Genomic DNA, 23381 nt, shown 5'->3' with positions numbered 1-23381 from the left:
TCTGGATCCCCACCGAATCGGGTTCGGGCACACGGCACGCACAGTCGAAACACAGACATATGATGGTCGCGTAACCGACGAACGACGTTTGGAGATACGTTGAGTGCAATCCTCGAGGGAAAACCCGATAAGAACCTCATTCTCGTCACAGGAAGAGCACATCCGAAGCTGGCCAGCGACGTTGCTGATCAACTCGGCATTGATGTTCTCGAAACCACGGCATACGATTTCGCCAACGGCGAGATGTATGTGCGCTACACCGAATCCGTTCGCGGCGCCGACGTATTCGTGCTGCAAAGCCACTGCAATCCGGTGAACAAATCGATCATGGAACAGCTCATCATGATCGACGCGTTGAAGCGCGCATCGGCGCGTTCCATCACCGCCGTCTGCCCATTGTTGGGCTATTCGCGCCAAGACAAGAAGCATCGCGGCCGCGAACCCATCTCCTGCCGCCTGGTGTTCGACCTGCTCAAAACAGCCGGTGCGGACCGCGTGATGAGCGTCGACCTGCATGCGGCACAATCACAAGGCTTCTTCGACGGGCCGGTCGATCATCTGATCGCCATGCCGGTGCTCGTTGACTATATTCGTGACCGTTTCCAAGGCCATCTCGACAACGTGACCGTGGTCTCGCCGGATGCGGGACGCATCCGCGTGGCCGAACAGTGGGCGCAACGACTGGGAGGCGGCCCACTGGCATTCGTGCACAAGACCCGCGACATCACACGGCCGAATCAGGCGAAGGCGAACCGCGTGGTCGGCGACGTCAACGGCAAGGATTGCGTGCTCGTAGACGATCTGATCGACACCGCCGGCACGATCGCCGGTGCGTGCCAGGTGCTGCGCGAAGCGGGAGCGAACTCGGTGACCGTCGTAGCCACGCACGGTGTGCTTTCCGGCCCGGCCATCGATCGCCTCAAGTCGTGCGGCGCCCGCGAAGTGGTGCTCACCGACACCGTGCCGATTCCCGAAGAAAAGCGTTGGGACGGGTTGACCGTGCTGTCGATCGCCCCATTGCTGGCATCCGCGATGAAAGCCGTGTTCGAAGACGGTTCGGTGGCGGAATTGTTCGACACATACCCCGAGCACCACGGTCAGGGCTTCCTGTTCGCGTGACACACCGAGCACGGAAAGTCCGGCCATATGGCATAATGAACACTTGGCGGATTCAGTTCCGCCGTTCCCCCATGGTGTAATGGCAGCACACGGGTCTTTGGAACCCTTTGTCTTGGTTCGAGTCCAGGTGGGGGAGCAATTGGACGCCTGATCCGTTTTCCGAACGGATTAGGCGTTTGTCATTTAACAGGCACTATCAGGTTGGAGGCAGCCATGGCGTTGAACGCGGCGATTGTTCTGGCAGCAGGTGAGGGGACGCGCATGCGTTCCACCAAACCCAAGGTGCTGCACGAGTTTGCAGGCAAAACATTCCTGAACAGGGTCATGGACTCCGTAGGCGCACTGCAGCCGAACACGCTGGCCGTCGTCGTGCACTACCAAGCCGAACGCGTCGCCCAGGCGGCGTTGTCGTATGACGGCCATGCGTTGATCGTGCATCAGGACGACATCCCGGGCACGGGGCGCGCCGTTCAATGCGCGATGAAGGAACTCGAAGAACACGGCGAACGTGACGGCGATGTGCTGATCGTCGCATCCGATATGCCATTGCTCGACGCCGAGACGCTCAACGCGCTGCTCGACTACCATCATCGCAGCGAAGACGGGGTGACCGTACTGACCACGATCCTGGACGACCCGACCGGCTATGGCCGCATCATCAGGGACGCCGACGGCAACGTGCTCAAAATCGTCGAGCAGAAAGACGGCAACCGCAGCGAACTCGACGTGCACGAGGTGAACACATCGGTGTATGTGTTCGACGCATCCGTGCTGGCGCAAGCCATCGCCAACCTCGACGCGAACAACGCGCAAGGCGAGTTCTACCTGACCGACGCGTTGACCGCGGCCCGTGCAATGACGAAGGTCGGAGCTTTCGCCGCGCCGGATCCGCTGAGCGTCGAAGGCGTGAACGACCGCGTGCAGCTCGCGCAACTCTCCAAAGCGCACAACGAACGCGTATGCCGCCAATGGATGCTGGACGGCGTCACCATTCTCGACCCCGAAACCACGTGGATCGAAGACGACGTGCGCATCGGCAAAGACGCGCTCATCCTCCCCGGCAGCTTCCTGCAAGGCAAAACGGTAGTGGAACACGATGCGGTCATCGGGCCATACACGACGTTGATCGACGCGCAGATCGACGCGGGTGCCCATGTGGAACGTTCCCGCGTCCAGGAATCCCACATTCACGAGGACGCCAACATCGGCCCGTGGACGTATCTGCGCCCGGGCAACGAGATCGGAGAAGGATCGAAGGCCGGCGCGTTCGTCGAAATGAAGAAAGCGCATATCGGCAACGGCACGAAGGTGCCGCACCTGAGCTACGTCGGTGACGCCGATCTGGGGGAGAACACGAACGTCGGCGGCGGCACGATCACGGCGAACTACGACGGCGTGCATAAGAACCACACGTCGATCGGCTCGGACGTGCACATCGGAGCCGGCAATCTTCTCGTCGCACCCGTCGAAGTGGGCGACGGCGTCACCAGCGGCGCCGGATCCGTCATCCGTCATGACGTCCCCGATGACTCCATGGTCTATTCGGAGAACACGCAACACGTAGTCGAACATTGGAAACCAGCTTGGGAGCGCTGAACATGAACACTTTCGAACAATCCGTCAACGCAGTCCGCATCGCGGCGCAGGCCGCCGACCGCATGAAAGGCGAGAACATCATCGCCTACAACGTCGGCGACAAGCTCGGCATCTGCGACATCATGATGATCGTCTCCGCTTCGAACGAACGTCAGGTGCTCGCCATCGCCGAAGAGATCGAAAAAGATCTGCACGTCAAAGACCACGGTCTCAAACCACGTTCCCGCGAGGGTGTCGAGGAGGCCCAGTGGATTCTGCTCGACTACGGCGACTTCATCGTGCACATCATGCATGATGAAGCGCGCGACTTCTACAATCTGGAACGCCTGTGGCGCGACTGCGACCAGATCGACCTGCAGCTCGATCAAGCGCCGCATGCCGATGACGAGCAGGACGGCGCGGAATAAATGCCCGTTGAAGCTGACGTCCGCGCACGCACGGTCACGCTGGTGAGGCACGGCCGCACATCCTACAACCGTCTGGGAATGGTGCAAGGCTCCATCGACATCCCCCTCGACGAAGTGGGACTCTGGCAGGTGAAGCAGAGCGCCAAGGCGTTGATAGACCTGTATGTGCGCAGGCAGCCCGAACGACGCCAACTTGTGGTCTCCTCGGATCTGGAGAGGGCCATGCAGACCGCGCACGCGTTCGCCGACGGGATCGGCGTTCCCGTGCATGCCGACCCGCGACTGCGTGAACGTGACTTCGGCGAGTTCGAAGGCAAGACCGCCGAATACTTGGCGCGGAACTACCCTGAGGATTTCGAATCCTGGTGCGCCGGACTGGGCGGAGAACTCAATCATGGAGCGGAATCCCACGAGCACACGGGAACCCGTGGCATGAATGCGGTGAACGATTGGGCCCATGAATGCGATGAGAACACGGACCTGTTCGTGTTCTCCCACGGAGCGCTGATCGAGAACACGTTGCAGGTGATGTTCGGCATCGGCGAACACTTCCCGGATTTCATATCGGTCACCACAATGCGCAACGCGCATTGGGCGCGGCTGTACAATGCGGGCATACACGTCGACAACCGTTGGATCCTCTCGGACTACAACCATGGTCCGGCATTGGCGGATACCGAATATTGGGAAAATCCTAGCCAACCGTTGGAATAATCCAAGCCACAGCGTGTATGGTGTACTAACGGAATCTGAATTCGACGCGGGTCGAATCCGACAGGGTATGGGTAACACGTAAATTGAAGAACTTTTTCAAAGGACTCTCGTTCTCACAGCTATTGGCAGGTGCGCTGGCCGCGGTGACATCGTTCCTGCTATCGGCGAAAATCGGTATCGCAGGCTCCGTGATCGGCGTGGCGGTGGCATCCATCGTCTCCACGGCCGCATCACAGATCTACAAGAACGTGCTTGACGAATCAGGCAAACGCCTGCAAGACGCCGCACAGCAAAACGGCGTGGGGCCAGCAGACGCCGATTCCTCCGACTCCACCGATGCGGAAACCCAATCTCATGCCGAAGGACCGAACGAATCCGCGGAAACGGTTGACGGCACGCGGGTGATGCCATCCGTGGACGTAGGGGCGGAAAGCACGGAAGAGACGCGCGCGCCACGCACCGTCGTTTCCGGTTCGGGCGGCGCGTCAAGCGCTGAACGGCATACCATCGCCAACCATCCGTCAAACGGGAAAGCCAAGAGACCGGCCAGTAAACACGACAAGCGTGTGGCGATCATCGTCGCCCTGGTCTCCGGCCTGGTCGCAGTGCTCATCACCGCTGGCGTCATTCTGGCGCTTACAGGCGGCAAGGGCACGGATTCGGTGGTTCGAGACGTGGTGAGCCCCACCTCCACGTCGTCGCAAACGCCAGATGTGAGCAGTACGCAGCAGTCGACGCCAACCGACGGCAGCACAAGCGAGCAGGAGAACCAATCGACTGGCAACAGCGATACCTCGACCACGAACTCGGGTAACGAATCCGACAAATCATCCAATACGAGTACCGACAATTCGGGAACCGGCTCCGATTTGACGAATTCAAACAGCGGATCCAACACCGATAGCGGTACTTCGAGCAGTTCGAATTCGGATTCGAGCTCACAGCAGAATTCGACGCAGGATTCGCAGAACAGCGGTTCGAATAATTCGAACTCGCAGAACACGGATTCGACCACGAACCAGAAGAACACGGATTCCTCCGGAACCAGCCAGCAGAGTCAATGACAGACGTTGACGCCGCATAGGGCACCGAAACCCCTATGCGGCGGTGGCACAGCTGGCAGGAATCATAAAATCGACACGCCGAGTTGAATATCAGACGGCAATGTTGTAACCTATCTCAGGTTCGTCAAGTTGAACACGGGGCTATGGCGCAGCTGGTAGCGCATCTCCATGGCATGGAGAGGGTCAGGAGTTCGAATCTCCTTAGCTCCACGTTCAACACCCAGCAAATATGCTGGGTGTTTTTCTTTTTCCGTCGCCCTTTCCAAGGTGAGTTTTCTCACATCTTTCCACAGCGCAATACCACCCGCCATGCGGTCAAGCGGCGTAGTCTTGGTAATCAAGAACAGTAGCAACGAAAGGAATTCGAAATGGCACAGCTCACCGAAGACATGAAGGAATTCATCAACAACAATCTGGCATGGGTCGCCACCGTCAATCAGGACGGCGTTCCGGACCTCGGCCCGAAGATGTCGATGTTCGTGCTCGACGACAACCATCTGGCCTACCATGAGCGCACCGCGGGTCAAACCTACCGCAATCTCGAGAACGGCAGCCCACTCGTAGTCGCATTCGTCAACTTCGAGCAGAAGAAGGGCTATCGTTTCCGCGGCGAAGTCGTGTTGCACACCGACGACGCCATCTACGACGAGCAGGTCAAGCTCGCCAACGAGCGCGGCACCAAGGTGCCGGCATGCGTGCCGGTTCTGCAGATCACGCAGATCGAAGACCTGTCGGCCGGAGCCAAGGCCGGCACCACCATTTCACGTGACTGAACGCGGTGAATGCGTCCACGTGACGGTTTGGTGAAACAATCGCCTTCCCGAATATCGAAGTGGCCGGAACCGTAAGGCGAACATCCTTGCGGTTCCGGCTTTTCCATGCCCGCGGCATGCGCGCCGATCGACATGCCTGCGTCTACGATGTCAATGAAACACGCCATACCGGCTGCGCAACGCAAATCCATGAGGAGTGAAAATGATCGATGAAGTAATGTTCATGCGTCACGGGCGCACGTCCTTCAACCTCGAACGTCGCCTGCAAGGGCAGATCGACATTCCGCTCGACATCGTTGGCCAATGGCAGGTCGATATGAGCGGCTACACGCTCGCCCAACGCTTCTACTGGGCGAAGGCGTCGAATATCGCCCGTCACCCCGACCGCCTGCCGCAGCCGACTGACCCTGATGTGCGTCGCAGCGACATCGAGGAATACCGCAAGTCCCCGGCGGCGCGCCGACGCATCGTCGTCGTCAGCTCCGACCTGTTCCGTGCCCAACAGACGGCGCACGCGTTCGCGGATCCGCTGGGCTTGGACGTCACGCTCGACGAACGCCTGCGTGAACGTGATTTCGGCAAATGGGAGGGAATGACCCGCGAGGAGATCCAAAGCAAATACCCCGAGGGCTACCGTTCATGGAAGGCGCATGATGGCGGCGAACGCGAATACGGTGTGGAGACCAGGTCGGATCTTGGCGCGCGCGGCGCGCAGACCATCCTCTCGTATTGCAACGACCCGCAATACATGGACGAGCCCACAACACTGTTCGTGGTCTCCCATGGCTCGTGGATCGCGGCGACGATCGGCAATCTGATGGGCCTGCCCGACAACAAGCTCGACAATCTCACCGGTATGCGCAACGCATTCTGGTCAAGGCTCGAACCACGCTACAACGCGAACGGCACCCAATTCACGTTGACCGAATACGACAAGGGGCCGGACATCGCCGACACGGTCGACTGGGAGAACGGGCCGGACTATCTGCGCAACCCCGACATGCCGATGTGGAAGCCGCTGAACTGACCTCCAGTCTGCGAGGAATCCTCGCGAACGGTGTCGAAACCCTGAGACTATGCTTGTCTCTGGCTTGGAAAGCGGTGAGTCCCGACCTGCATGGCAGGGGCTCACCGCGAGCCTGTCGAAACTGCCGGATCCAACAATAAGGCGGGTGATAACCCATGTTGCGCATGTTCAGCACTGTAGAAGGTCAAGTCCAACAGATCTCCAAACCGGAAAACGGTTCATGGCTCGCACTGGCGGATCCCACCGACGTGGAACTGGCCACCGTCTCGCAGGAAACGGGGATCGATCTCGCCGACCTGCGCGCGCCATTGGATGACGAGGAACGCTCCCGCGTCGATGTGGAAGACGACTACACGATGATCATCGTCGACATCCCGACCGTCGAGGAACGCAGCGGCCGTGACTGGTATGAGACGATCCCGTTGTCGATCATCGTCACCAAGACGATGATCATCACCGTATGCATGCAAGACACGCCGGTGCTTCACCCGTTCATGGAGGGCACGATACGCGGGTTCAACACGTTCATGCGATCCCGTTTCATCCTGCAGATCCTGTACCGCAACGCCACGATGTACCTGCGCTACCTGCGCATCATCGACCGCGAAACCGACAAGCTCGAACTGCGTCTGCGCCATTCGATGCAGAACAAAGAGATCCTGATGCTCCTCGAACTGAGCAAAACATTGGTCTACTTCAACACGTCGCTCAAATCGAATGAAATCGTCATGGAGAAACTGATGACGCTCACGCGCATCAAGCAATACCCGGAAGACGAGGACCTGCTCGAAGACGTCATCACCGAGAACAAGCAGGCAATCGAGATGGCGAACATCTACAGCGGCGTTCTTGCGAACATGACCGACGCGTTCGCCTCGATCGTGTCGAACAACCTGAACAACGTGATGCGCATCTTCACGATCATCTCGATCACATTGTCGATCCCCACGCTCATCTTCTCCATGTATGGCATGAACTTCCAGCAGGGCATGCTCGGCATGCCGTTGAGCAATTCGAAGTGGGGATTCCTCATCATCGTGCTGATCGCCTGCGTGCTCGCCGGCGCAGTGGTATGGTTCCTGACCCGTTCGCGACTGTTCAAATGAGGTAGCATGCGCCGTCACACAACAACCCTACTGGCATCATTCTGCGCGGTGGCGCTCTCATGCTCGCTCGCAGGCTGCGGCACCTCCGTCAACGTAAGCGCACCGGGGCAGGCGGAGGGACCGATCATGTCGATCGGAGTGCCGATCGACGAGCCGGGCATCGCGTGGTATCACGACGGGGAATACAGCGGATTGGCCGTGGACGTGGCCACGTACGTGGCGAAAGTGCTCGGATATGGCAGCAAACAGCTGTATTTCCACGCCCAAACCGCCGACACACGTGTTCAGCAAGTGGAGCAGGGAACCGTCGATTTCACGATGATCAACTACTCCTACGATGGTGGAAAAGACGCCACGGCAATGAAACACACCCGTTCGGTGGATGGCACGACATTGGAAGTGTCGGGGCCATACCTGGTAGCACGCAACCAGCTGCTCGTACGAGCCGATGACGCAGGAAAGCTCACCGACCTGAATGATCTGGACGGGAAAACCGTGTGCACGGTGCAAGGAGACTATGCCGGCGAACAGTTGCATGCCGACCATCCGAACATCGCGATGGAGCGGCGCGCCGATTTTGGGCAATGCACGTCGTCGCTGATGGTGGGGCAGTCGGATGCGATCGCGGCATCACGCCCGGTGCTCGCGGGGCTGCGCAAAACGGGCGGCGAACAATACCTGCATCTGCAGGGCAAGACCTATGGTATCCAAGCGTTTGGCATAGCAGTCAAAGCCGGTCAGAGCGAACTCGTCAACCTCATCGACACCGCATTGCAGCAGATGGTCGACGATGGAAGCTGGGACAAGATGGTGGACGACATGGAGCGGGACCTAGGCGTCGATGTGAGCCTGCAACTGAATCCGGTGAGGGTCGCCAAGTCGCATGACGTGGCGTAAGGCCGCGGAAAACCCACGGTTCGCCTGATGGACATATTCGCGCCAGTGTCCAGTTACGCCACGATAATCGTTGCCTATGAGTGAGAACGACACGAACACGCAAGCGCAATCGAATTGGCAGGGTACGCCGCAATTCCGATACACCACGGAAATGGCGCAACGAATCGAAGAGAAATGGCAGGATGCCTGGGAGGAGAACGGCACCTTCTGGGCTGCGAACGTCAACGGCGAACTGACCGACGGCAAAGGACGCCATGCGGATGGGCGCCCATCGTTCTTCGCGATGGACATGTTCCCATACCCCTCCGGCAAAGGCCTGCACGTCGGCACCCGCTTGGCTACATCGCCACCGATGTGGTGAGCCGCTATCACCGCATGAAAGGCGAGAACGTGCTGCATGCCCTGGGCTACGACGCCTTCGGCCTGCCTGCGGAGCAGTATGCCGTGCAAACCGGCCAGCATCCGCGTGTCACCACCGAGCAGAACATCGCCAACATGCGCCGTCAGCTGCGTCGCATGGGTCTTAGCTTCGACGATCGCCGCTCATTTGCCACGATCGACCCGGAATACGTGCGTTGGACGCAATGGATCTTCTCACGCATCTTCGACGCATGGTATGACCCGGACACCCGGAATCCAAGCGGTTCGATGGGTTGCGCCCGACCGATCAGCACGCTGATCGACCAGTTCCGTTCCGGCTCCCGTCCGATCGACGGCCACGAGGGGGCATCCTGGGATTCGTTGAGCGAGGCGGAGCAATCCGAGGTGCTCAACAACTACCGTCTCGCCTACATCTCGAAGTCCCCGGTCAATTGGTGCCCGGGACTGGGTACGGTGCTCGCCAATGAGGAGGTGACCGCGGAAGGCCGCTCCGAACGCGGCAACTTCCCGGTGTTCCAACGCGAGCTGCGCCAATGGTCGATGCGCATCACCGCATACGGTGACCGTCTCATCAAGGATCTCGACACGATCGACTGGCCTGAAAAGGTCAAGCTGATGCAACGCAATTGGATCGGCGAATCACATGGCGCGTCCGTGCACTTCAAAGTGGAGACCGGCACTGGCATCGAAGACATGGAGATCTACACGACCCGACCCGACACGTTGTTCGGCGCAACGTTCACCGTGGTCTCGCCGGAGCATCCACTGCTCGAACATGTGCCGGACGAGTGGCCGGATGGCATAAGCGACCAGTGGAAGGGCGGCTACGCTTCGCCGCGTGAGGCGGTCGACGCCTACCGCAAGATCGCCGAATCCAAGACCGCGGCGGACCGCGTCAACGACAACGGTGAGAAAACCGGCCTGTTCACCGGCATGTATGCGTACAATCCGATCACCGGTGCGAAACTGCCGGTGTTCACCGCAGATTACGTGCTGATGGACTATGGCACGGGTGCGATCATGGCAGTGCCGGGCGGAGACCAGCGTGACTATGATTTCGCCGTCAAATACGGTCTTCCGGTGATCTACACCGTCGCGCCGCTTCCCGATTCCGGTGACGACCTCGCCAACTATGAGGGCAAGGCGCCGTTCGTCTCGCATGACGGCATCGTCATCAACTCCTCCGTCGACGCGACATGGGCTCGCGGCGACGCGTTGTCGCTGGACGGCTTGCGCGTCGATGATGCGATCAAGGCCGCGTGCGCATGGCTTGAAGAGGCACAGGTGGGCAAGGGGACGGTCAGCTACCGTCTGCGCGACTGGCTGTTCAGCCGTCAACGCTATTGGGGTGAGCCATTCCCGATCGTCTACGACGAGCAGGACGTGCCGCATCTGGTCCCCGACAGCATGCTGCCGATCAACCTGCCCGACGTTCCGGACTATTCGCCGAAGACCTTCGACCCGAATGATTCGCAATCCGAACCCGAGGCTCCGTTGAGCCGCAACGAGGAGTGGGTGAACGTGACGCTCGACCTGGGCGACGGTCCGAAGACCTATCGTCATGACACGAACACGATGCCGAACTGGGCGGGATCCTGCTGGTACTACATGCGTTACCTCGACCCGCACGACAGCGAGCACATGGTCGAATCCGACGAATACGACTATTGGATGGGCCCCGACCATTCGCCGGTCGCAGGAAAAGCCGGTGGCGTGGACCTGTATGTGGGCGGTGTCGAGCACGCGGTGCTTCACCTGCTGTATTCACGCTTCTGGCACAAGATCCTGTTCGATCTGGGGTACGTGGACTCGTTCGAACCGTTCCACAAGCTGTTCAATCAGGGCATGATCCAGGCGTACGCCTACACCGATGAACGCGGCCAGTACGTGCCCGCGGAAGATGTGGTGGAAGGCCCCTCCGAAGGCGGCGAACCGACGTTCACCTATCAGGGCGAACCCGTCAACCGCGAATTCGGCAAGATGGGCAAGAGCCTCAAGAACATCATCACGCCGGACTACATGTACGACAACTATGGTGCGGACACGTTCCGCCTGTACGAGATGAGCATGGGGCCGCTCGACGAGTCCAGGCCATGGAACACGCGCAACGTGGTCGGCGGCCTGCGCTTCCTGCAGCGCCTGTGGCGCAACGTCATCGACGAGAACACCGGTGAAGTCACCGTGACCGACGCGCCGATGGACGCCAAGACGGTCAAGCTGCTCAACAACACGATCGCCGAAGTGACCACGGAGATGGAGAACATGCGCCCCAACACGGCGATCGCGAAGCTGATCGTGCTCAACAACCATCTCACCGGTTTGAAGCAGGTTCCGCGCGAGGCAGTCGAACCGCTCGTGCTGATGACCTCGCCGATCGCCCCGCATATCTGCGAGGAATTGTGGAACCGTCTGGGCCACGACGAATCCTTGGCCCACTACCCATGGCCGGTGGCCGACGAACGCTACGTGGGCCAGGACACGGTGACCGCGGTCGTGCAGATCAAAGGTAAGGTGCGCGCCAAGCTCGAAGTGAGCCCCGACATCGATCCGAAGGAACTGGAATCGATGGCGTTGGAGGCCGTCGCCGACCGTCTTGGCGGTAAGGAGCCGCGTAAGGTGATCGTCAAGGCCCCGAAGATCGTGTCGATCGTGCCAGCGGAATAACAAGCACTAGAAAAGCACAAGAACACAATAGCCAAACCGAGTAGCAGCAGTCGAGACGCCTGTCAACAATGCGCGGGCAATGTGGATGTGATGCGTCCTCCGACCACATGTGCTCCCCGGGATTGTGATGCCCATGACGTCATGGTTACCTGACGTCATGGGCATCACACTATTTCACGGCTCGACTCCAGACGCCGACCTCATGCAACAGCGCACCGACGAACGGTTGCGCCGCATCGACATGCCACAGATACCACAGATACATGGTGTCGGGCAGTCACGGCAAGAGCAATACCCGCCGTCCATCCATGTTGACCTGCCTCCCGAGCCTGCGGCACAAGGCACGATGGGTGCAGAATCTGACGGGACAACCGAGGTCGAAAACCGTGAACGTCGCAACGACACCACAAGTGTGCTGACCGCATTGCGCAGCATCGACCCCGGCAGCATCGAACCATGCGCTGCCGAACGGCAATCACAGACGCCACGCATAGCATTCGAACCCAAACACGCGCTGCTGTGCATCACGATCCTCGTATGCGCGTTGGCGGCAAGCCTCACCCTGCTCATCCAGCAGGCGTCGAACCATGCCAGTCTGACCACAGCAAGCACAACCATCACACCAACGACCACCGCAAACCAGTCAACGACCACACCCAGCGCCGAACCATCCGCAGCGCCAACCGTCGGGGAATCTTCATCAACTGCCACCACGCAACCGGATGAGGCGGAGCAGGCGAGTTGCATCAACATCAACACGGCGGGATCCGAGGAACTCCAACAGATCAAAGGGATCGGCCCGGCCACGGCCGAGAAGATAATCGACCATCGCACACACAACGGCGCCTTCCACAACGTCGATGATCTCGTCAACGTGTCGGGAATCGGCATCAAAACGGTAGAGAAGATACGACCATGGGTATGCGCGCCATAGCAACGAACACGCCCGGTGCCACGCATGCCGACAACCAGCGAACGAAGCGCCGGAACGGTAACAACGACCTGAGGCTTCTGCCGGTCGCCATAACGATATGGGCAGCCACGCTGGCAACACAACTGGCTGGCGCACAGTCTTCAGCCAACGGCAGCAACACACACAGCAACATGCTTCTTGCCTGCTGCGGCGGTTGCACGGTCATGGCACTGCTCGCCATCATGTATCTCACACACGCCCACCCGCATCCACAAGGCGCGGCAATGCGCATGCCGGCGATCGCATGCACGCTGACGGTCATCTGCTTCGCGGCGCTCGCCGGAACATTCACCACACTCGCCTGGCAATACCGCACCGCATCCGACATCGCCAGCCGGCTGACGGCCAACGCATCCTCCACACAGTCGCACGTCAACTTCCAAGCACGATCCATGCCAGTCGCCTCCACAACACGCGAATACGATTGCCAGGTCGACGCGCTCACCATAAGCGTCGAATCCTCCGGCCTTCTCGAACCATCACACATCGGCATGCGAGTCTTCATGCGCAACGAAGCATGTTCGACGATCATGCAAAACGGAACCTACCGGGCACAGGGGAGGATCCGCACGGCACGCTACGGCCGAGAACCGGTCTGGCTGGAAACAAGCATGGCCGTGGAAACGGTATCGGAGCCGTCAATGTTCTGGCGGGCACTCCATTCGATGCGCACGGCATTCTTCACACAGACCTCACGTCTCGACGATCAAGGCAGCATACTGGTTCCAGGCGTCACATTGGGAGTGCTCGGTCAGAACATCGTCACGCCAGCAGGGCAAACGCAGGTGGAGGAGCAGTACGCGCAACAACTTCAGGATCGTTGCAAACGTGCCGGAATCATGCACCTCATGGCGGTCTCAGGCGGCCACTACACGCTGGTGCACAAACTGGTCATGCTGCTGTGCGCCGCACTGGGATGTTCACGACCTGTGAAAACCGTGGCGCTCGCCGGCGCCTACCTGTGCTTGACCGCGATGCTGCCACCGAACGAATCGGTGACACGCGCCAACCTCATGGCGATGATCGCATTGGGATACCTCATGTTGGGGCGGCGACGGCAGAGCATACACCTGTTGAGTCTGACGGCGATCGTCGCACTGTTGTTCGACCCGAGTCTGGCAGCAAGCATCGGCTTCGCGCTCTCATGCTCCGCCGTGCTGGGATTGTCGCTCATGTGCCGGCCGTTGAGCCAGCGACTGGAACAGCATCTGCCCGCAACGCTGGCACGCGCGATAAGCGCTTCGATATGCGCACAAGCATTCGCCATGCCCATCCAACTACTGATGAGCAACGAAATCCCCATATACAGTCTTCCCGCAAACCTGCTCGTCGCCCCGTTCGTCGACATCGCAACGATGCTCGGACTTGGCGCCCTCCTCCTCGCATGGTGCGCGCCCAGCATCGCATACGCGCTCGCATGGGCGTCATCGGCATGCACGCGCGCCATCGCCGTTGCCGCGGACACGTTCGGAGCCGGTGACTCATCAACGCTGCCCTGGATGGAAGGGGCCACCGGGATCATCATGCTCGTGATAGCCCAACTCACGTTCTACGCCATCTGCATGGGAATCCGAGCATGGGTGAACGCCTATGACGCATGGAGAACAGGCGCCGACGGCAAACAGATACGTGCCAGCATCACCCAGCGCGTCATCGGATGGTTCTCGCAAACCCTCGCAATGATAGGAGACATAACATGGGCTTCACAGCATCGCTCGAAACGATGAACACGACACTTGTCCAAACATGCGCCGACATTGAACATATGACAGCAGCCGCCACACCATGCCTCCTGATCTACGGGGGAGACGAATACCTCAACGACCAGATCACCCGCGACACCGTGTACGAACAATTAGCGGGATACCCCGAACGCGAACTCGTGCGCCTCGACGCGCAGACCACAGACCAATACGCGTTCGAAGAGGCGGTCAGCCCATCACTGCTGTCAACAACATCCGTGGTGTGGATCAGCCACATGGAACACGCCGACACCAAACTACTCGACGCCATCGTCGCCTATGCAGACGGCATGAACCACGACCCACAGGCTTCCCCGGTCATCATGAACTGCGCAGGCAACCCCAAAGGGCACAGCGTGGAAACCCTCATGCGCAGGCACAACATACCCGTCAACACGGTCCCCAAACTCGACAAAGCCAAAGACAAACTCAACTACGTGTACGGCGAATTCGACAAACGCCATCGCCGCATCGAACCACAGGCCGCACAGCAACTCGTCTCCGTTCTAGGCGACAGCGTCGGAGAACTCACCGGCATGATCAAGCAGCTCTGCTTCGACTTCGACGACGATCCACTCACCATCAACCGCGTCAACCAATATCTGATCGGCAACCCCAAAGTCAGCGGCTTCAACGTGGCGGACCTCGCCATGAGCGGCAAAACCGCGCAAGCCGTCATCGCACTACGGTCAGCCGTCGAACAAGGAGTCGAACCGATCGCCATGATCGGCGCGCTCGCACTCCAATTGCGCAACCTCGCAAAAGCCGCGGCCATACGCCAAGGCGACATCAGCAAACACGATGCCAACATCAACGAATGGGCATTACGCACCGCCAACAACAGGCTCGCCGGCTGGACGTCACAAGGCATCAGCAACTGCATCCAACGCCTCGCCTGGGCGGACGAGCAAAGCAAAACAAGCGGGAGCGACCCGCTCTTCGCACTCGAAGACGCCATCGAACTCATCAGCATCAAAGGCATCACACAATAAGCACAACAGCACACCAACGTGCACCTAAGGAAACCCATGAGCATAACAATCCAAGTACCCACCAGCGACGCCATGCACGCCCTCGGCAGGAAAGTCGCCGCAACAATGCGTGGCGGCGAAGTCATACTCCTCTCAGGGCCGCTAGGGGCCGGGAAAACCACCTTCGCACAAGGCTTCGGCCAAGGACTCAACATCCACGAACCCATCGTCTCACCAACATTCACCATCGCCCGCGAACTCAACGGACAATTCGCCGACGGCACCCCAGCGCATCTCATCCACGTCGACGCATACCGTCTCGGCTCCAACAACTACGCGCCTGGGCAAGCAAGCATCGACAGACTCCTCGACGAACTCGAATCCATCGGACTCGACGAAGAACTCGAAGACCCCGACCAGCACACCATCATCCTCATGGAATGGGGCGAACAAATGGCGGCGGCACTCGCCGACGAACGTCTGGAAATCCACATCGACCGACCAAACAACACCAGCACCACCGACAGCGACGAACCCAGCGCAGACGGGGAACGCATCGTCACCATCACACCAGTCGGCGCACGATATGAACACTACAATCTCAACGAACCACACAACGCATAGCCAACAGCAAATCTAAAGGCAAGGGCAAGCGTATATATGAATACGGCAACACACGAACCACACGTCACCAACCACAACGAGGCACCATGCGCACGCTAGTCATCGACACATCATACGGATCCACGGTAGGCATCACCGGGTACCAACCCATAACCGAGCAAGATTCACGCACCCACGTCGAAAAACTACAAAACGACATCGCACAAGCATGCGCCGAAGCAAACATGCGCCCGCACGACATCGAACGAATCATCGTCGGCATCGGACCCGCACCATTCACCGGACTGCGCGCAGGAATCGTCGCGGCAAAAGCCATCGCATACGCCACCGGAGCACAACTACTCGGCCAAGACTCACTCACCGGCCAAGCAGCCATGATGCAAGCCATACACCAACGCAACCCGCAAGCACTCCAAACACCGGCGCTGCGCAACATCACCGTGCCGCAAGAACCAGCCGACACCATCCACATCACCCTCAGCGTCAACGACGCCAGACGCAAACAGCTCTACTACATGCTCCTCACCGACCACAACACGGGCAGCCAACAGTTCCGCACACTCATCGACATGGACATCGACACCCCAGCGAACATCGTGCTCTCCGTCACCGCAGCAGTCGAAACACTGCAACACGACAACCCCAACACACCCATCACAGTCGATATAGCAGGCCACGGCGCAGCCAAATACCAAGAAACCTGGCAACAACTACCCAACACCGGCATCATCACCGACCACTCACTCCTCGACCTCGACACATGGGGACTCAACACCTTCGCCGAGCTCGCAGCCCACCACGCCGACATCGCCAGCGCCCCACAGCCAGTAGAACCCCTCTACCTACGCCGACCAGACGTCAGCATCCCCAACCCACTCAAACACGTCCTCAACCACGGCACAGCCGAACGCAAAGACACACTCCAATGATCACCAACACCAGCGCACTCGACCATGCGCGCGTAGTCACCAGCATCGCCACCCTCGAGCACAGTCTCTTCGGAGCCGGAGCATGGAGCCAGAAACTCATCGAAGACGAACTCGGCGCTCGCGGGCGCAGCTACTATGTGAATGTAGAAATGATGGCGAGATCAACGCCTACGCGGGAATCTGGTTCGACGGTTACGACGCGCAGATCATGACGATTGGCGTCGCGGAGCACGCGCAGCGCAGAGGAATCGCCACGCAACTACTCAACCAGCTCATTGCGCGGGCCAACGAACTGCGCGCCGAACGCATGCTGCTTGAAGTGCGCGTAGACAACGAACCAGCATTGGCGTTGTACAAACACTTCGGATTCACTATCATGGGCGTGCGTAAACGCTATTACCAGCCGGAGAACAAAGACGCGTACACAATGAGTCTCGCACTGCGCGAACATACACTAGCGGGATTTGCTATGCACAAGAGCTGACACGCGGAGCACGCGCCTGACAATGCTTCAGCACAATCAACATACTTCGAACGAAACCATCTCGAACACAGATAGGTGAACAACATGAATGCACCGATCATTCTCGGTATCGAATCCACATGTGACGAAACCGCGGCGGCGGTCGTGGAAGGCAAGGAGCTACGCTCCAACGTCGTCGCCTCATCGATGGAGGAACACGCACGCTATGGGGGCGTGATCCCGGAAATCGCTTCCCGAGCGCACGCTCAGGCTTTCGTCCCCGTAGTGTCAAAGGCACTAGCGGATGCAAATATGACGATCGACGATGTGGACGCCATCGCGGTTTCCGCTGGGCCGGGGCTCGCCGGTTGCCTGGCTGTGGGTGTTTCCGGCGCAAAAGCATTGGCATGGTCCGCAAACAAACCGATCTACGGCATCAACCACGTCATCGGCCACGTGGCTGTCACCCAATTGCAGTTCGGTGATCTTCCGGCGAACACAATGGCACTGATCGTGTCAGGAGGGCATACGTCGCTGCTGCACGTCAACGACATCGCGCGCGATGTGCAGGTCGTCGGCACGACGTTGGATGACGCCGCCGGTGAGTGCTTCGACAAAGTGGCGCGTTTGCTCGGCTTCCCATACCCAGGTGGACCGCACATCGACCGCCATGCTCAGCTTGGCGACCCGCATGCGCTCAAAGTGCCGCAGGGACTCACGCAAGGTAAAGCCGGTAAAGCGCATCCATATGATTTCAGCTTCTCCGGCGTGAAAACCGCCATCGCGCGCTGGGTGGAGAATCGTCAGGCTCAAGGACTGGACGTGCCTGTCGACGATGTTTGCGCTTCGCTCGCTGATTCCGTGGCACAAGTGCTCGCCAAGAAAAGCATGATGGGCTGCCATGAATACGATTCAACGACGATGATCGTCGGCGGCGGATTCTCCGCGAACTCCCAGCTACGCGCTGCATTGCGCGAAGCGGGGGAGAAGCACGGCGTTGACGTGCGGATTCCAGACATCAAACTATGCACCGACAACGGTGCGATGGTGGCCATGCTCGGATCGAACCTAGTGGAAGCTGGGGTGCAGCCGTCAGCCATGGATTTCCCGATCGATTCTGCGATGCCGTTGACGAAGATCAGTTGCTGATGGAGTTGCCAACATCGAAACGACACGCAGAAAAGAACGCCGATTTGCTTTTCTGCGATGTTTCGCTAAACTAAACATCTGTTGCTTGCAAGTGTTTGCAACACAGCGCATTCCTGCGTAGCTCAGTTGGCAGAGCATCCGACTGTTAATCGGACGGTCACTGGTTCAAGCCCAGTCGCAGGAGCCACTTGAATCCTCTCGATACATCGAGAGGATTTTCTTTTTCCGCCAAGGCGCGCGTCGCCGCTGGATTCAGGTCGTTGCCACTCTCACAACACTGCCTATTTGCTGGCGGGGATATGAAACTCATGTATCGAGAAGTATACGGATTGTGTTTTCGTTGGAAAATAGCCGTTCTTGAGTTTTGTGCACCTACGTATTTCCGACTTTCATATCCCCGCCAGCAAATTGAGTGAGATGAGAGCGGAGATTCGGTGTGACGAGCGCTGCGACACGCCGAATTTGGCAAAGCGCAATGACGCGTGTATATTTTCTTCTGTTGCTTGCAAGTGTTTGCAACACAGCGCATTCCTGCGTAGCTCAGTTGGCAGAGCATCCGACTGTTAATCGGACGGTCACTGGTTCAAGCCCAGTCGCAGGAGCTTCTTAGCCACCTACGGGTGGCTTTTATTGTATATACATATGCCCCTCGAAAAGTTGACGTTGCATGAGCAGAAACACGGAAGACCGCAAAGCGCTGGATCAGCTCGACGCAGAGCCTGCCGAAGATCAAATCGCATACTTCCAAAAACCGTTCATGGTGCTCTGGGCGGCCGTACAGGAAGCTTCAGCTGAACTGGAGGAGGATTACGGCATGTCTTCCGACGTCGCACAGATCTGGGTCGCGGAACGCCTGCGTCAAGTTTCCGATTCCCTCGTCGACAGGCTCGCTGAGAAAGCCGTTTCCCACGGCGTAAGCAAATCCAATGTGGCACGTGCCGCACAAGCAAGCCCGGCGAATGCGTTGCGACGCTTCCCACGATTGAGGAACGGTGAGAATCGGGGGAGACTGCTGATAGATGACGTGCTCGATTCCCTCGACTAGAACATGTGGATTATTGCATCCTCCGACCACATAAGCTCGTCATGCTGGACTCAAATGCCGCGTTGACTCATAGTGATGCTTGGAAGGAGTTCTCATGCATCACTACAGCGACGAGCGGAAAAGACGCATACGGCGGCTTGTGCAACAACGTAGAAAGCAGGTTCGGCTACGGCAACGTTGTCTTATGCTGTTGAGCGGCCTCATACTCGCATCATTGACGTGCGTGGTGCCCGCATGCGGAGATCTTCCAGCCACGATGCTGCCAGCGGCATCGTGGCAATGCTCTGCCGAGGCCAGCGAACATTGCGCGCAATGGATGATCCTGCCAATAGAATCAGGGTCCATTATTCGTGAGTTCGACGGGCCCGCACAACCATGGATGGCGGGGCATCGGGGAATAGACATCTCGGTGAGCAAGTCACACGAGATTATCGCTCCGACAGACGCGGTGATCAGTTTCAGCGGGTTGGTCGGCGGCAAATCGGTGGTGAGCTTGGAAGTTGACGGATACACGTTGACATTCGAACCAGCACGCACACAGTTGCAAGTCGGGGCGCAAGTGCAACGCCGGCAGAAATTTGCCGTCGTGTCAGGTGATAGCGACCATTGCGCCGACACATGCGTGCATTGGGGTGTGAAAAGAACATCGACGCGCGATTATGTTGATCCGCAGCGTTTTCTCACACCGCAGCATATTCGTCTGGTCCCGAATGATGCGTGAATATGAACTCAGTTTCAGCTCAAGACTCACATATTGGCGTCGGCCAGCGAAATATAGCCCGGGTCGATGAGCGCGGCCTTGAGATTCGCGGCACTGACGGCAAGAAGAGTCAAATGCAATGTTGGCACTTTAGAACCGTATTCCTCAGTTGTTTTGACTTCTTTGACCGAGCTCAGCTTGCCTTTATTGTTGAGCACCTGGCACAACTGCGCTATGGATTGCGCGTTAGTGCGAATGTCTACAAGACCGGTCATCCATTGCAGGCCATCGACAATATTCGGCACGTCGGTCACATAGGCTCCGAAACCTGTGATGATCGGCCATTGCGTTGATTTCGCTTGCGTCTCCTGAGACTCACCCTGCTCGTCGGCGTCATCGGAATCACTCGTTTTCGCCGGATCGGGCACGCGTTGCTTTGTCAAGGCTTTTCTTCCGGCGATGTTGCCAACGACGTCGAAAATGGTGATGGATGGGTTGACGTCCATTGAAGATCCGGTATATCCCATGGATTTCAGCGCCTTGATCGCGCCGGAGGCGACGAAATCATTCATCGAGATGATGCCATCGATGCGCACGGCGGAAGAGCTGTCCTCGGTTTTTTGAGACGATTTTTCACCTCGGTCTCCGCCTGTGATTCCTTGGTGGCTTCGAAAGTCACAGCCGCATAATCGGCGTCGGTAGTGAAAGACGACAGCTTTTGTGAGGGACTATAGGCTTTGCGCTGGCGGAAATATGGGCCGAGAACGTCCCATATGCCTTTGAATGCTTCCTCTTGGAAAGTAGTGTCGTCGCTTTTCGAGTCGGCTACGGGCATCAACACTTCAATGGCTTTGGGATTCGTCGAAGTCGCTGAATCGAGATCGAGCTTGGATGCCACCTGCTGGGCTTGCATGCGACCAATGTCTTCCGCGGTGACCAGCGGTACGAACACATCGGGAACGAATCCATCGATCGGGTTGGCGATGATGATCACGTGGATGCCGGCTTTTTGGCGTCATTCAACGCCGAGGCGATGGTCTGTATCGCGGTCGACTCAACGTCCTTTGTGCTCGAAGAATCCTGCTTGCTGGATTCTTGCGATGAGACGGTGATGAAGTGGCTGTATTCACCGTAGGTTTTGTCAAGAGACACGGCTGGCGCGACTATCAATGTCGTTGCGCTGTTTTCGGCTTTCTGAGTGGCGCTCAGCTCAGCGCTTGTATCGGCGGTTCGCTTACTGACGTAACTGCTTATCGCATCACTTTGCTTGTCGAGATCGCTGCTGGTTGTACGTTGAATGTCATCGTCGTCGATTCCATTGTTTTCAAGGAGTCAGTCAACGCGTCCGAGAGATCGTCCCACGTGTTCAGCGGAACGTTTGATGAGAGGTTGACGCTGTTGGAGGGAAGGAACATCGCGACCTTGCCGTTGGTCGTAGCCGTGGCTGATGCTGATGCCGACGGCTCCGATGAGCTCTTTGATGTGCATGCGGCGGCGAAGCACAGTAGCGACACCGCTGTCACTACTGTGATGAATGCGCGAACAATGCGTGTGACGCCCTGTGACATGTGTACCTTATTCCGTGATGTGCTGGTGTGTAAGGATCCGCTTCCTGATTGTACTCGAACGTCTGCGCGTTGCCGTTGCCCTGCAACGCTGCATGAATGACTGCATATGTTTTGCGGGTGACCGCGTTCATTCGGTCACCCGCAAAACAGTTCAATCAGTTCTTATCGGCGATTCAATCTAGTCGTTCTGTGCCGCAAGGTTTCGGCGCAGATTCTCATCGAGCGCGTTCATGAACTGCTCGGTGTCGAGCCATTCATGGCTGGGGTCGATGAGCATGGCGAGATCCTTGGTCATCTGGCCGCCCTCCACGGTAGAGATGATCGTCTGTTCCAAAGTCTCGGCAAACGCGGCGACCTCTGGCGTTCCGTCCAGTTTGGCACGATGCTTGAGTCCGCCGGTCCACGCATAGATGGAAGCGATCGGGTTGGTGGAGGTCTTCTCGCCCTTGAGCCAACGGCGATAGTGGCGGGTGACGGTGCCGTGTGCGGCTTCCGCTTCGACGGTCTGACCATCAGGCGTCATCAGCACGGAAGTCATGAGCCCAAGGGAACCGAAGCCTTGCGCCACGGTGTCGGACTGCACGTCGCCATCGTAGTTCTTGCAGGCCCACACGTAGCCGCCATGCCACTTCAATGAGCTTGCCACCATATCGTCGATCAGGCGATGCTCGTAGGTGAGACCCTCCTGTTCGAAGCGCTGCTTGTATTCGGTTTCGAACACTTCGGCGAAAATGTCTTTGAACTCGCCGTCGTATGCCTTGAGAATCGTGTTCTTCGTCGAAAGATACACGGGGTAGTGGCGCATCAGACCGTAGTTGAAGCAGGCGCGGGCGAAACCGCGGATCGACTCGTCCAGATTGTATTGCACCTGTGCCACACCGCTACCGGGATAGTTGAACACAACATGCTCGATCGGTTCGGATCCATCTTCAGGCGTGAACGTAACGGTGAGCTTGCCGGCACCGGGGACTTTGAAATCCGTGGCCTTGTATTGGTCTCCAAACGCATGACGGGCGACGACGATCGGCTGGGTCCATCTGGGAACAAGGCGCGGGATGTTGTCGATGACGATCGGCTCGCGGAAGATCGTACCACCGAGAATGTTGCGAATCGTGCCATTGGGGGACTTCCACATCTTCTTGAGCCCGAACTCCTCGACGCGTGCTTCGTCAGGCGTGATCGTCGCGCATTTGACGCCGACATGTTCGCGTTTGATGGCTTCAGCGGCGTCGATGGTCACCTGATCATCAGTGGCGTCACGGTTTTCAATGCCCAGATCGTAGTAGTCGAGATCGATGTCGAGGTACGGCAGAATGAGGCGATCCTTGATGTCTTTCCAGATGACGCGGGTCATCTCGTCTCCGTCAAGCTCCACCACTTTGCCTTCGACCTTGATTTTGGCCATAAGAGTCCTCCAGTCATTACGGTGTTCAATTCATGTGTAGTGCATAAGTGTTTCGAAGAAGAGC

23 protein-coding genes, 4 tRNA genes and 1 pseudogene are annotated in these 23381 nt (G+C 58.2%); 23 read left to right on the top strand and 5 right to left on the bottom strand.

Annotated features, from left to right (window positions below; all coding sequences use genetic code 11):
- Positions 1 to 99 precede the first annotated feature (99 nt).
- The 23 genes and pseudogenes from GSD1FS_RS07630 to GSD1FS_RS07520 all read left to right on the top strand — a co-directional run bounded on the left by GSD1FS_RS07630 (position 100) and on the right by GSD1FS_RS07520 (position 20365).
- The gene (locus tag GSD1FS_RS07630; protein WP_155589073.1) at positions 100 to 1119 is read left to right on the top strand and encodes a ribose-phosphate diphosphokinase; all 1020 of its coding nucleotides are present in this window, start codon (positions 100 to 102) and stop codon (positions 1117 to 1119) included.
- Positions 1120 to 1184: 65 nt separating this feature from the next.
- Positions 1185 to 1255: transfer RNA gene (locus GSD1FS_RS07625), tRNA-Gln, on the top strand.
- A 77-nt stretch (positions 1256 to 1332) separates the two neighbouring features.
- The gene (gene glmU, locus GSD1FS_RS07620) at positions 1333 to 2715 is read left to right on the top strand and encodes a bifunctional UDP-N-acetylglucosamine diphosphorylase/glucosamine-1-phosphate N-acetyltransferase GlmU (RefSeq protein ID WP_155589072.1); all 1383 of its coding nucleotides are present in this window, start codon (positions 1333 to 1335) and stop codon (positions 2713 to 2715) included.
- A gap of 2 nt (positions 2716 to 2717) precedes the next feature.
- Entirely contained in the window at positions 2718 to 3122 is a 405-nt protein-coding gene (gene rsfS, locus GSD1FS_RS07615) for a ribosome silencing factor (protein ID WP_155589071.1), read from the top strand.
- Positions 3123 to 3836 (top strand): histidine phosphatase family protein, encoded by a 714-nt coding sequence (locus GSD1FS_RS07610; RefSeq protein ID WP_155589070.1) that lies wholly within the window; start codon positions 3123 to 3125, stop codon positions 3834 to 3836.
- 83 nt (positions 3837 to 3919) lie between these two features.
- A complete protein-coding gene (locus GSD1FS_RS07605; protein WP_155589069.1) occupies positions 3920 to 4900 on the top strand; it encodes a hypothetical protein in 981 nt (326 codons plus the stop codon).
- Positions 4901 to 5037: 137 nt separating this feature from the next.
- Positions 5038 to 5110, top strand: a tRNA-Ala gene (locus GSD1FS_RS07600).
- Between the two features lie 158 nt (positions 5111 to 5268).
- On the top strand, positions 5269 to 5673 hold the full coding sequence (locus GSD1FS_RS07595) for a pyridoxamine 5'-phosphate oxidase family protein (protein ID WP_155589068.1): 405 nt from the start codon (positions 5269 to 5271) through the stop codon (positions 5671 to 5673).
- 202 nt (positions 5674 to 5875) lie between these two features.
- Positions 5876 to 6700, top strand: a complete 825-nt coding sequence (locus GSD1FS_RS07590) for a histidine phosphatase family protein (RefSeq protein WP_155589067.1) — start codon at positions 5876 to 5878, stop codon at positions 6698 to 6700.
- A gap of 155 nt (positions 6701 to 6855) precedes the next feature.
- Positions 6856 to 7806 (top strand): magnesium transporter CorA family protein, encoded by a 951-nt coding sequence (locus tag GSD1FS_RS07585; protein ID WP_155589066.1) that lies wholly within the window; start codon positions 6856 to 6858, stop codon positions 7804 to 7806.
- A 6-nt stretch (positions 7807 to 7812) separates the two neighbouring features.
- Positions 7813 to 8703 (top strand): transporter substrate-binding domain-containing protein, encoded by an 891-nt coding sequence (locus tag GSD1FS_RS07580; protein WP_246166081.1) that lies wholly within the window; start codon positions 7813 to 7815, stop codon positions 8701 to 8703.
- 76 nt (positions 8704 to 8779) lie between these two features.
- A pseudogene (gene leuS, locus GSD1FS_RS07575) lies at positions 8780 to 11748 on the top strand (leucine--tRNA ligase).
- 133 nt (positions 11749 to 11881) lie between these two features.
- Positions 11882 to 12682, top strand: coding sequence for a ComEA family DNA-binding protein (locus GSD1FS_RS07570; protein ID WP_196425066.1), 801 nt, complete (start codon positions 11882 to 11884; stop codon positions 12680 to 12682).
- A complete protein-coding gene (locus GSD1FS_RS07565; protein WP_196425065.1) occupies positions 12670 to 14448 on the top strand; it encodes a ComEC/Rec2 family competence protein in 1779 nt (592 codons plus the stop codon). Before GSD1FS_RS07570 ends, GSD1FS_RS07565 begins: the two co-directional genes overlap by 13 nt.
- Entirely contained in the window at positions 14445 to 15455 is a 1011-nt protein-coding gene (gene holA / locus GSD1FS_RS07560; protein WP_155589097.1) for a DNA polymerase III subunit delta, read from the top strand. The genes GSD1FS_RS07565 and holA overlap by 4 nt, the downstream gene beginning before the upstream one ends.
- A gap of 36 nt (positions 15456 to 15491) precedes the next feature.
- Positions 15492 to 16058 (top strand): tRNA (adenosine(37)-N6)-threonylcarbamoyltransferase complex ATPase subunit type 1 TsaE, encoded by a 567-nt coding sequence (gene tsaE, locus GSD1FS_RS07555; RefSeq protein WP_155589063.1) that lies wholly within the window; start codon positions 15492 to 15494, stop codon positions 16056 to 16058.
- Between the two features lie 86 nt (positions 16059 to 16144).
- A complete protein-coding gene (tsaB, locus tag GSD1FS_RS07550; protein ID WP_155589062.1) occupies positions 16145 to 16987 on the top strand; it encodes a tRNA (adenosine(37)-N6)-threonylcarbamoyltransferase complex dimerization subunit type 1 TsaB in 843 nt (280 codons plus the stop codon).
- A gap of 82 nt (positions 16988 to 17069) precedes the next feature.
- A complete protein-coding gene (rimI, locus tag GSD1FS_RS07545; protein WP_246166079.1) occupies positions 17070 to 17471 on the top strand; it encodes a ribosomal protein S18-alanine N-acetyltransferase in 402 nt (133 codons plus the stop codon).
- Positions 17472 to 17555: 84 nt separating this feature from the next.
- The gene (gene tsaD, locus GSD1FS_RS07540; protein WP_155589061.1) at positions 17556 to 18599 is read left to right on the top strand and encodes a tRNA (adenosine(37)-N6)-threonylcarbamoyltransferase complex transferase subunit TsaD; all 1044 of its coding nucleotides are present in this window, start codon (positions 17556 to 17558) and stop codon (positions 18597 to 18599) included.
- A 111-nt stretch (positions 18600 to 18710) separates the two neighbouring features.
- Positions 18711 to 18786: transfer RNA gene (locus GSD1FS_RS07535), tRNA-Asn, on the top strand.
- 342 nt (positions 18787 to 19128) lie between these two features.
- Positions 19129 to 19201: transfer RNA gene (locus GSD1FS_RS07530), tRNA-Asn, on the top strand.
- Positions 19202 to 19266: 65 nt separating this feature from the next.
- Positions 19267 to 19644, top strand: coding sequence for a transcriptional regulator (locus GSD1FS_RS07525; RefSeq protein ID WP_155589060.1), 378 nt, complete (start codon positions 19267 to 19269; stop codon positions 19642 to 19644).
- 184 nt (positions 19645 to 19828) lie between these two features.
- Positions 19829 to 20365 (top strand): M23 family metallopeptidase, encoded by a 537-nt coding sequence (locus tag GSD1FS_RS07520; protein ID WP_246166076.1) that lies wholly within the window; start codon positions 19829 to 19831, stop codon positions 20363 to 20365.
- Positions 20366 to 20391: 26 nt separating this feature from the next.
- Here GSD1FS_RS07520 and GSD1FS_RS09970 read toward each other — a convergent pair whose 3' ends face one another.
- The 5 genes from GSD1FS_RS09970 to GSD1FS_RS07510 all read right to left on the bottom strand — a co-directional run bounded on the left by GSD1FS_RS09970 (position 20392) and on the right by GSD1FS_RS07510 (position 23317).
- Positions 20392 to 20940 (bottom strand): substrate-binding domain-containing protein, encoded by a 549-nt coding sequence (locus tag GSD1FS_RS09970; protein WP_246166073.1) that lies wholly within the window; start codon positions 20938 to 20940, stop codon positions 20392 to 20394.
- Entirely contained in the window at positions 20913 to 21338 is a 426-nt protein-coding gene (locus tag GSD1FS_RS09965; protein ID WP_246166070.1) for a hypothetical protein, read from the bottom strand. Before GSD1FS_RS09965 ends, GSD1FS_RS09970 begins: the two co-directional genes overlap by 28 nt.
- On the bottom strand, positions 21335 to 21496 hold the full coding sequence (locus tag GSD1FS_RS09960; protein WP_246166067.1) for a hypothetical protein: 162 nt from the start codon (positions 21494 to 21496) through the stop codon (positions 21335 to 21337). Before GSD1FS_RS09960 ends, GSD1FS_RS09965 begins: the two co-directional genes overlap by 4 nt.
- A gap of 98 nt (positions 21497 to 21594) precedes the next feature.
- Complete coding sequence (locus GSD1FS_RS09955; RefSeq protein ID WP_246166063.1) at positions 21595 to 21912, bottom strand: hypothetical protein; 318 nt, start codon at positions 21910 to 21912, stop codon at positions 21595 to 21597.
- A gap of 178 nt (positions 21913 to 22090) precedes the next feature.
- Entirely contained in the window at positions 22091 to 23317 is a 1227-nt protein-coding gene (locus GSD1FS_RS07510) for an NADP-dependent isocitrate dehydrogenase (protein WP_155589059.1), read from the bottom strand.
- Between the last annotated feature and the right edge of the window lie 64 nt (positions 23318 to 23381).

The organism is Bifidobacterium canis (genome assembly GCF_009727065.1).
Classification (GTDB): domain Bacteria; phylum Actinomycetota; class Actinomycetes; order Actinomycetales; family Bifidobacteriaceae; genus Bifidobacterium; species Bifidobacterium canis.
Note: the sequence above shows the minus strand (reverse complement) of the source record. Positions and strands in the feature narration are given on the sequence as shown.